We start from the raw sequence: 9,142 nt of genomic DNA, 5'->3' as shown, positions 1-9,142 counted from the left end.
AGTCCCCCATTTGTCCTGCACAATGGAAACAATCCCCCGCCCCCCGATCAGCGCGGTCTTGGCGGCCATGTACTGGCAGACAAAGGCCAGCACCACGCTGAGTACCACCACCCACAAAAAATCATAGCCATAGGTCCCGCCGGCCTTGGCAACACTTAAGGTGGTTCCAGGTCCTGCGGCCACGGCGCTGATGATCCAGGCAGGCCCCAGCGCAGATATCATGCGCTTAAGAGACAGACCTTTCCCGGATGAAATTTGTTGCTCTTTCTTTAAATCTGCCATAATGGCCTCCCGTATATCAAAAGCAGTGAACTTCAGCCCTCAGATATTGATGAATATCCGCTTCACGAAGTGCGTACAAACGGTCTATAAAATGGGGCAGGAAAAAGCCCGGGCCGACCACCCGGGCTGCGGCCAGTTCCCCGGCAATGCCCGTAACGGCAACACCTGCAACCGCAGCGTCAAAACCGTTTTCAGCCACGGCATAAAAAGCGGCACAGATGGCGGAAAGCATGCAGCCGGTACCGGTTACCGCGCCCATAAGTTCAGATCCATTGGCAATCTTGACCATTTTGCCCTGCCCCAGCACCATGTCTGTTTTCCCGCTGACCACGAGGGCAGATGCGGATGCAAGAAGCGCGCTTGCACCATTTGGCAAGGCATCGGCATTTCGGTCAGGCCGGCCATGCCCGGTCAGAATGGCCCTGGCCTGTTCCGGAGAGATCCCGCTGTCCACGCCCTTGGTGGATAAATGGCCTGCAGCAAGGGCGCAGATTTCCGAAGGGTTGCCCCGGATGATTTTTGCCGGGGCAAAGGCACAAAGTTCGCGGGCAATATCAGTGCGGAATTGCCCTGCACCGGCGCCTACAGGGTCCAGTACAACGGGTTTTTCCATCTCCCCGGCAAGGGACATCAAGGATTTCATGACTGAAATCCGCTCCAAAACCGGGGTGCCGATGTTAATGCAAAGGGCGTCCGATACACCGGACATATACGCTGCATCATCATCTGCCCAGGACATCATGGGTGATGCACCAAGGGCCAAAAGCGCATTGGCGGTCTGATTCATTACCACAAAGTTGGTCACCACATGGACCAAGGGTCTTGTATCGCGCAATGCGGCAAAAAGCATGTAAATCTTTTCGGCCAGTTCATGGGCGTGCATATGTTCACTCTTTCCTTTATGTCCCGGGCATTTTCCCCGGAAAATCAGCGTTTAAGCCGTTTCAAGTTGAAAAAACAACCTGAAACGGTATAAAATCAGTGTACTTATCTACCATATTTTGGAGACTGTTAGACAGGAAAAAACATGAGTGGTTCTGATAAAATCAGCGACATCGGGTTGTTAGCGCATTTTCAGTTGGAGACCAATCCCTTTTCTCCTACTCTGGACCATTCCAGTTTCTTCGAAATCTTTCACATGGATCCGGCCCAACCGTTCACTTTTGATCAGACCATGGTATATATCCAGTTTTTGCTGAATGAAGCCGGACCGGATCATCAAATTGTGATCGAAGAAAAGGCCCATGAGGCTCTCTACAGACTATCGGATGGTCGAGTCGAACAAATTAACACCCTCATGGACCAGGCCCTGCGCAAGGCATTTACGGATCGTACCCAAGCAATCAGGCAACGCCATGTCGAAGATGCAATTTTTAAAGAAGCCCTATCGGCAGATATGGATAGTGAACGCCATAACATGGAGAATGGCGTCAAAACCTCAAGGCCCGGGAATGCACTGCCCATAATCGCCGTTGCCATCCTTCTGCTGGGCTTGGCCGGCGCGGTTTGGCTGTTTCGGGACAACAAACAGAGCCCAACGATAGAAAAAAAAACAGTTCCCACAAAATCCGTCACCCAGGAAACGCTGAAACAGACACAGAAACCTTCAAAGCCAACCGCCGTTCCTGCCCCTGAAAAAAAAGCACGCAAGCGCGCGCTCCTGTCAGATGATCGGGTGAGGAATTTCCTGGCCGCATATAACCTTCAAGCCTATGAACGGCTATTTTCCGACGCGCTCTATGACGAAAATTTCGAGGAAATAACCCGGCAAATCTACAATGAAACCGGGCTGATGCTGATTCATTTCACCACACTGCCCCCCACTTTTAAAAAAAAATACCACATCCTGGACAAGCTCTTGATCAATCCCGTACACATACGCTATTTTCTGTTTTGGAAGCCTGCCCCGGTGATACCGGCCTGGGAATATGGCGTCAGGGGAAAACCAATCCAACAGGTACAAGCCATGTTAAAAAAGATCGGTATATACCGAGGTGAAATTGACGGAGTTGTTGGTGTAGAATTAGTCCGGGCCATTGTTCGGTTCCAGGGTCAAAATCTCCTTGAAAAAACGGGGAGTCCGGACCCCACCACCCTTTTTTTCCTCACCGCCCTGTCCCAATGATTGCGTACATAGTGCCTGAACGAAAATCTGGAAATTTTGCCAAGTACAAGGCAGGCGCAAATTTTAACCGGAGGAATACATAGCGTATTTTGAGGATTAAAATTTACGACCAGCGAAGTAAGCGGCAAAAATTACGATTTTCCGGCGGGCACGACATAGAGGGCGGGCAAGACCGTGTGCCTTGCCCTTTTTTCATGAAACAGACGACGGGAAAATCAGTTGACCATACGGTCGTGGCCTTCCCATTCCTTCTCGCGCAGCTTGAACTTCTGCAGCTTGCCTGTGGCGGTTTTAGGCAAGGGACCAAATTCAATGGATTTGGGTGCTTTAAAGCGGGCCATTTTTTCCTTGCAGTACGCAATAATCTGTGCCGGATCCGGATTGGTTCCGGCCCGGGGTACAATAAAAGCCTTGGGCACTTCTCCCCATTTTTCGTCGGGCACTGAAATTACAGCCACTTCCAGCACATCCGGATGGGTGTACAGCACATTTTCGATTTCAACGGTGGAAATATTTTCACCGCCTGAAATGATGATGTCCTTTTTACGGTCCATGATCTGTACATAATTATCCGGGTGCATAACCGCCAGGTCCCCGGAATGGAACCACCCGCCCCTGAAGGCCTCGGTGCTGGCTTCCGCATCCTTATAATATCCGAGCATGACGTTATTTCCCCGCATGACGATTTCACCCATGGTGGTGCCGTCCTTTGGCACCGGTTCCATGGTCTCGGGGTCCACCACATCCATATGCTCGGCCACAATATAGGGTACGCCCTGACGGGCCTTGATGCCGGCCCTGGCCATGGGTGAAAGATCATCCCATTTGTCCTGCCACTGGCATACGGAATGCGGACCAAACACTTCAGTCAGACCATATGTCTGGGTGATGTTGGCCCCGATATTTTCCATGTTCTGGATCACCATGGGTGCAGGCGGTGCACCGGCGGTCATAATCTCCAGGCTGTTGGAAAGCCGGACATTATTTTCCTTGGCAAAAGCAGACATGCCGATGAGAATGGTGGGCGCGGCACACAGATGGGTGACCCCCACCTCGGCGACAATCCGGTAGATCTCAACGGGATCCACCTTTCTCAGGCAGACATGGGTGGCCCCCATGGCTGTGATGCCCCAGGTAAAACACCATCCGTTACAATGGAACATGGGCAGGGTCCATAGATATTTGCTGTCCGGATTGATTTTAAACTCCAGCAACTCGCCCAAAGCGTTGAGATAAGCGCCCCGGTGGTGGTACATCACGCCCTTGGGACGCCCCGTGGTCCCGGAGGTATAATTCAAGGCAAGCACTTCGCGTTCATCTTCAATGACAAGAGCAACCGGATCAGTTGGGCTATCGGCCAGAAAACGTTCATATTCCGGTCCGTCCAGGGGCATGGAATCGTCAATGTCACAGATATTGATAAAGGCCTTCACTGCGGTTAGTTCCGGTACGACCGATGACAACATGTTACCGAATTCATTGTCCGCCACCACCACTTTGGCGTCGGAATGATTGATGATATAGGACATTTCATTGGCAGAGAGCCGGATATTGATGGAAACCAGGGCGGCGCCGAGCAAAGGCACCGAATAATGGGCTTCCAGCATGGGTGGCGTATTGGGACAGATGAAGGCGACCTTGTCACCCCGGCCAACGCCAAGGGCCTTGAGGCCATTGGCCAAACGAAACACCCGCTCCTGGAACCCTGTCCAGGTAAAGGATTTATCCCCATAAATGACTGCGGTTTTATCCGGATAGACTTTTACGCTTCTATCAAGAAAATTGGTGGGGCTTAAAATTTCGTAATTAACGCTTCTTTCCAACATGACAGGGTTCTCCTTGTTAATAATTTTGATAAATGCCTTCCGTGTCTCATTAACAACGAATCTTTTAATCGTTCAATCGGTAACGCTCTCATATTTTTATGGCCGGCAATCTGAATCAGGATAGGTTTAAAACCTACAAACGCCTCTCCTTACGTCTTACAATGAAGAGGACAAGGGCCGCCGACAGTGGATCTAACACTATTTTTTCATTTCATAAACCCAGTGCACGGCAGCTTTGACAAGTTCCGTGTAATGTTTGAGATGAAGCTTTTCTTTAATATTTTCCCGGTGGGTGCCCACGGTTTTCATGCTCAGATTCAGTCTTGCCGCAATTTCCTTTGAGTCCAGGCCTTCACCCATGAGCCGGAACACTTCAATTTCCCGGTTGGTCAGGATCTCCATACTGAACCCCATGGCAGAAGGTTTTCTGGAAATTATCCGGTTAAGCAGTTTTTCCTTGATTTTATCACTTGCATAGATGTGCCCGGATAGTACCTGGCGCACCGCCTCCACCACCTGGGCAATGGCCCGCTGTTTCATCACATATCCCCTGGCACCGGCCATCAACGCCCGTTCTGCATACATTGAATCATCATACATCGACAAAACCAGGATGGGCAGATCCGGGCATTTGCAGCGCAGTTCCGCCACCAGGTCAATGCCGTTGCTTTCGGCCAGGGAAATATCAACAATCATAAGATCCGGCATATCCTGTTCAATAATATGCCGGGCTTTTTCCGCCGTATTTGGACATGCCACCACCGTCAGATCCGGTTCCCGGCTGATCAATTCGCTCATGCCCAGACAGAAAATGGGGTGGTCATCCACAATAACAATTTGGGATTTTTGAGGGATCTGAATCATGCCGGGGCATTCTCCGTTTTATTCATTTTCATCCAACCAAGAAATTGGGCAAAAATGCTATTTCTGAACAGGCAGCATACTGACATGGATCTGTGTTCCTTTTGGTCCGGTATCAATATTGAATTGCGCATCAATAATTTTAGCCCGGTAGGCCATAATCTGCAAGCCAATACCCCGGCCCGAGGGCTCAGGGTCAATACCGGTACCATTGTCCGTCACCTTCAAATGGATCTGACCATCGGCCGCATCCCGGCTCAAATCAATATTTATGCGGTCGCATTTTGCATGTTTAACCGCGTTGTTCACGGCTTCCCTTGCAATATGGTAAAGATGAATGGCACAGGACTCTTCCAGGATATCCACCCCCTCGTCCATGCGGCACTCAAACCGGATACCGGAATAATAGGCAAACTGATCGGCAATCTCTTCCAGGGCTGACTGAAATCCATGGCTGACCAGATGGACCGGACAAAGCCCCCTGGCAAGCTGCCGGGTCTTTTCCACGGCATCCTCCATGAGTTCGCCCATTTTCCCGGCAAGGTCTGCGGCGGGGTCCTGCCGGGATTTAAGATCTTTCCGGATCACGGCCGTCAACCCTGCAATGCCGATCAGATGGGGGCAAAGATCGTCGTGAAGTGCCTGGCCGATGTTCATCCGTTCCCGCTCCCCGGCCTGCATCACCTGTTTTTCAAGAATTTTAGACCGGGTGATATCCCTCTCTAACGCCTGCTGGGTGGCTTCAAGCTGATCCATGAAGCGGTTAAAATACCGGGCAAGCTGCCCCACCTCGTCCCCGGAGCGGCTCTCCATTCTGGCAGAGTAATCCCCTGCCGTGGCCGCGCTGAACCGCGTCATGAGCTGGCGAAGCGGTGTGGTAATGGTCCGGCTGATGCCAAAGGTAACGGCCAGCATAATGCTGAAAAACAGCAGTGAAATCCCTATAAATACATTGCGGATGGTTTTCAATGGCTGGTAAAGCTCATCCAGGTAGGATGACGACGCCACAATCCACTGGTATTCGGGAATATAATTGAACATCACCAATTTTTTGCGGGCCCGGGTCTCCCCCGGGTTTTTCCAATAGTAAACAGACCGGCCCTTTTTGCGTTGCATCATGTCTTTAAGATATTGATCGGGCAGTTCAGGAGTCTGAAAAATATTAACATCCTGCAGGACCGGATGGATGATAGCCCGGCCCTCCCTGTCAAAGACAAAGGCATAACCGCTTTGCCCGAATTTTAAAGAGAGGATGCTCTGCCTGAAATCCTGGATATTAACAAGTCTGATGAATTCAGATCGGTAAGCCGAGACGGCAATGATCCAGCCCCAGGGTTCAAAATGGGCCATATAAAGGGCTTTGGCTCGAAGATTTTTTTCATCTGGATTTTTCCATTCATACTCCAGGTATCCCTGTTTTTTTTCCATCATCTGCCGGACAAAGGCGTGTTCAGCCACGTTGGTGCCGATGAGTTCGGCTCTCGGGTGCACGGCCACCCCCCCCGTTGCTGTCCAGGCAATAAAGATAGCCCGAGGCGCCTATGGTCTGACTTAAAATCACTTCAGCCGCCCTTTTGCGGGCATCTTCCCGGGAAAGGGCGCCGGCCGAAACTTTCCGGTACAGTGCGGTCAGTATATCCAGATTTTTTTCCGCCACAGCCCGCAGATGATTTTTAATGGCGACATTCATAGAGGTATTGACCAGGTTGTAAATCATGGCGGTGGTATTGGTCAGCTCACTTTCAATACGGTCCTCAATATTGTGGCGCACATAGACATAGATGAACAGGTTGCACAAAAGCATGGAGAGAAAAAAGATCAGGGCAAAACTGAGGAGAAACTTATACCGGATCTGAAGTGAGCTTAAAAAAAGCCGGATACCCGGAAAGTTACCCTGTTTCATTTCTTTTGTTACACGCCTTGTTTTACGTCGCGTCACGCCATTGTCCCTTCAATCTATCTGAAAAAATATAAACCCTTTATTGCCGGCCACATAGAGGACAGCCGCATCAATATTTTTTTCATCAGTGTTCTTTCCTTGTTTGCCTGGCTCATATTTTACCGTTAGGACAGGCAGGTATGGATTGTCAACGATAATGTTGATATAACAGCCATGGGCTTAGCAACCAAGCCCACCCATCGACAAAATATCAAAAAAGACGGAACATACCATGAAATTCAAAAAAGTGATTGCCCGGTTCGACGCAGACAATATTGAACTTGCCGAAGAAGTGATCTGCCATATTTTTTTTTCATTCAACCTCAAAGGCGTAATTTGCGATGTGCCCATCCCCGAACCGGATGAGGGTTTCGGAACCCGGACCCTGAGAACACCTGAGCACAACAGTATTATCGGCTATCTGCCGGACACGGATGATTCTGATATTATGATTGCCAAAATCACGGAACGTCTGGCAGGATTATCGGATATGGATCTCCAGGTGGATGTTTTATCGGAAATTGTCGATGAAAAAGACTGGGCCCATGCCTGGAAGGCGTATTTCAACGTTACCCGGATTACGGGCAAAATTGTGGTGAAACCCGAATGGAAGGACTATACCCCGGCGCCCGGTGAAGTCATCATCAACATTGACCCGGGCATGGCATTCGGCACAGGTACCCACCCCACCACATCCATGTGCCTGGCCCTTTTAGAAGAACATGTACAGCCGGGTAAAACCCTGCTGGATGTGGGATGCGGTTCGGGCATACTGATGATCGGCGCCGCAAAGCTTGGGGCCGGCGCCATGACGGGCATTGATGTCGACCCTGTGGCCGTGGACATCACCCAGCAGAATTTGGAAAAAAACGCGATTGCACTTGATGGCGTCACCCTTGGGGCTGTAACTTTGGATAAAACACCTGAAATCGGGTATGACCTTATATGTGCCAACATCATAGCCCAGGTTATCGTATCCATCATGCCGGATATAGCGACGCGCCTGGCCCCGGACGGAACCGCCATCCTTTCGGGCATCATTGAGGAGAGAGTACCGGATATATACGCAGCCCTGGATGCGCAAAACCTTAGATGCGTCAAAAAAATCAGCCAAGAGGAGTGGGTCGCGCTGGTAGTTTGTCATAAAAAATAATCCGGCTATACATGAAGCCGGATTATGGTGTCTGTGAGCAATCTGGAATTTCTAAATCACTTAAACCGTGGCAATGCCCAACCTTTTCGGACACTCAGTGAGCGGATTGTAAAGATAACACCAGCGGCTATTAGCGCAGTAAAAGATTCAGGCATATTCAGGAACACAAAAAGCACAAAGAAAACACCACCGGCCAAACAAGCTGTAGCATATATTTCCCTATGAAAAATCAGAGGAATTTCATTACAAAGCACATCACGGATAATTCCGCCCATAACGGCTGTCAAAATACCCATCATAACGGCAAGTGGCGGATGAATACCCGCATGTAATCCCTTTTGAATACCGATAATAGTAAACACACTGATGCCAATCGTATCAAACAAGAAAAGTGCTTTGGGAAACCGTAATATTGTATTGGTAAATAAAAACGTAAGCGCAACAGCGGCAACAATAAGATAAAAATAAACAGGGTCCTGCAGCCATGAAACAGGCGTGTTACCAATCATCATATCACGGGTAGTTCCGCCACCAATAGCAGTTACAAACCCGAGAAACAACGCGCCAAATAAATCAAGCTTTTTTTCAGCCGCAGCCAGGGCTCCGGAAACTGAAAAAGCAAATGTGCCTGAGTAATCAAACAATATGATTAATACGTCCGTCATATTTAGACAACCACAACATCATCGCAACTGTAATGCCCGCTGTCGATGAATCAAAAACCATTAATAACTTAATATCTTTGTATTTTCACCAAGAAGCTTATCCTTATCCAATGCATCCCGCACCTTTTTGCCGAGCTGTTCCCTGGAAAACGGTTTCTGAATAAAGTTCACGCCTTCAGCCAAGAGGCCGTGCTGGGCGATGAGATTGGCGGTGTAACCGGACATGAACAATCGCTTGAGGTCCGGATAAAGCACCAACAGATTTCCGGCCAGGTCCCGGCCGTTCATCTC

The 9,142-nt window shown here is 49.7% G+C and carries 9 protein-coding genes and 1 pseudogene; 2 read left to right on the top strand and 8 right to left on the bottom strand.

Annotation, left to right across the window (positions count from 1 at the left end):
- On the bottom strand, window positions 1–282 hold a 282-nt coding region (locus B3D59_RS07820), incomplete at its 3' end, for a divalent metal cation transporter (protein ID WP_286818773.1).
- A gap of 16 nt (window positions 283–298) precedes the next feature.
- Entirely contained in the window at window positions 299–1,165 is an 867-nt protein-coding gene (thiM, locus tag B3D59_RS07815) for a hydroxyethylthiazole kinase (RefSeq protein ID WP_286818772.1), read from the bottom strand.
- 144 nt (window positions 1,166–1,309) lie between these two features.
- On the opposite strand from thiM, the gene B3D59_RS07810 reads away from it, so the two are divergent.
- Complete coding sequence (locus B3D59_RS07810; RefSeq protein WP_286818771.1) at window positions 1,310–2,407, top strand: peptidoglycan-binding domain-containing protein; 1,098 nt, start codon at window positions 1,310–1,312, stop codon at window positions 2,405–2,407.
- A gap of 215 nt (window positions 2,408–2,622) precedes the next feature.
- Here the strand turns inward: B3D59_RS07810 and B3D59_RS07805 are convergent, their stop codons facing one another.
- The 4 genes from B3D59_RS07805 to B3D59_RS07790 all read right to left on the bottom strand — a co-directional run bounded on the left by B3D59_RS07805 (window position 2,623) and on the right by B3D59_RS07790 (window position 7,033).
- Window positions 2,623–4,233: an acyl--CoA ligase family protein gene (locus B3D59_RS07805; RefSeq protein ID WP_286818770.1), complete on the bottom strand. Its 1,611-nt coding sequence runs from the start codon at window positions 4,231–4,233 to the stop codon at window positions 2,623–2,625.
- Window positions 4,234–4,431: 198 nt separating this feature from the next.
- A complete protein-coding gene (locus B3D59_RS07800) occupies window positions 4,432–5,097 on the bottom strand; it encodes a response regulator transcription factor (RefSeq protein WP_286818769.1) in 666 nt (221 codons plus the stop codon).
- A 57-nt stretch (window positions 5,098–5,154) separates the two neighbouring features.
- Entirely contained in the window at window positions 5,155–6,585 is a 1,431-nt protein-coding gene (locus B3D59_RS07795) for a Cache 3/Cache 2 fusion domain-containing protein (RefSeq protein WP_286818768.1), read from the bottom strand.
- Window positions 6,545–7,033 (bottom strand): cache domain-containing protein, encoded by a 489-nt coding sequence (locus B3D59_RS07790; RefSeq protein WP_286818767.1) that lies wholly within the window; start codon window positions 7,031–7,033, stop codon window positions 6,545–6,547. Before B3D59_RS07790 ends, B3D59_RS07795 begins: the two co-directional genes overlap by 41 nt.
- Window positions 7,034–7,265: 232 nt before the next feature.
- On the opposite strand from B3D59_RS07790, the gene prmA reads away from it, so the two are divergent.
- On the top strand, window positions 7,266–8,186 hold the full coding sequence (gene prmA / locus B3D59_RS07785; RefSeq protein ID WP_286818766.1) for a 50S ribosomal protein L11 methyltransferase: 921 nt from the start codon (window positions 7,266–7,268) through the stop codon (window positions 8,184–8,186).
- A 56-nt stretch (window positions 8,187–8,242) separates the two neighbouring features.
- Here prmA and B3D59_RS07780 read toward each other — a convergent pair whose 3' ends face one another.
- Entirely contained in the window at window positions 8,243–8,851 is a 609-nt protein-coding gene (locus B3D59_RS07780) for a trimeric intracellular cation channel family protein (RefSeq protein ID WP_004075532.1), read from the bottom strand.
- Window positions 8,852–8,911: 60 nt separating this feature from the next.
- Window positions 8,912–9,142, bottom strand: a pseudogene (locus tag B3D59_RS07775) (hypothetical protein); the annotation flags it as partial.

The sequence above is a fragment of the Desulfobacter sp. UBA2225 genome (assembly GCF_002348205.1).
Lineage (GTDB): Bacteria > Desulfobacterota > Desulfobacteria > Desulfobacterales > Desulfobacteraceae > Desulfobacter > Desulfobacter postgatei.
This window is presented reverse-complemented; position numbering and strand designations above follow the sequence as displayed.

Bases quoted from the DNA above. Each gene is read 5' to 3' on its own strand.
- B3D59_RS07780 (WP_004075532.1), bottom strand. From the start codon at position 8,851: ATGACGGACGTATTAATCATATTGTTTGATTACTCAGGCACATTTGCT.
- B3D59_RS07805 (WP_286818770.1), bottom strand. From the start codon at position 4,233: ATGTTGGAAAGAAGCGTTAATTACGAAATTTTAAGCCCCACCAATTTT.
- B3D59_RS07810 (WP_286818771.1), top strand. From the start codon at position 1,310: ATGAGTGGTTCTGATAAAATCAGCGACATCGGGTTGTTAGCGCATTTT.
- B3D59_RS07800 (WP_286818769.1), bottom strand. From the start codon at position 5,097: ATGATTCAGATCCCTCAAAAATCCCAAATTGTTATTGTGGATGACCAC.
- prmA (WP_286818766.1), top strand. From the start codon at position 7,266: ATGAAATTCAAAAAAGTGATTGCCCGGTTCGACGCAGACAATATTGAA.
- thiM (WP_286818772.1), bottom strand. From the start codon at position 1,165: ATGCACGCCCATGAACTGGCCGAAAAGATTTACATGCTTTTTGCCGCA.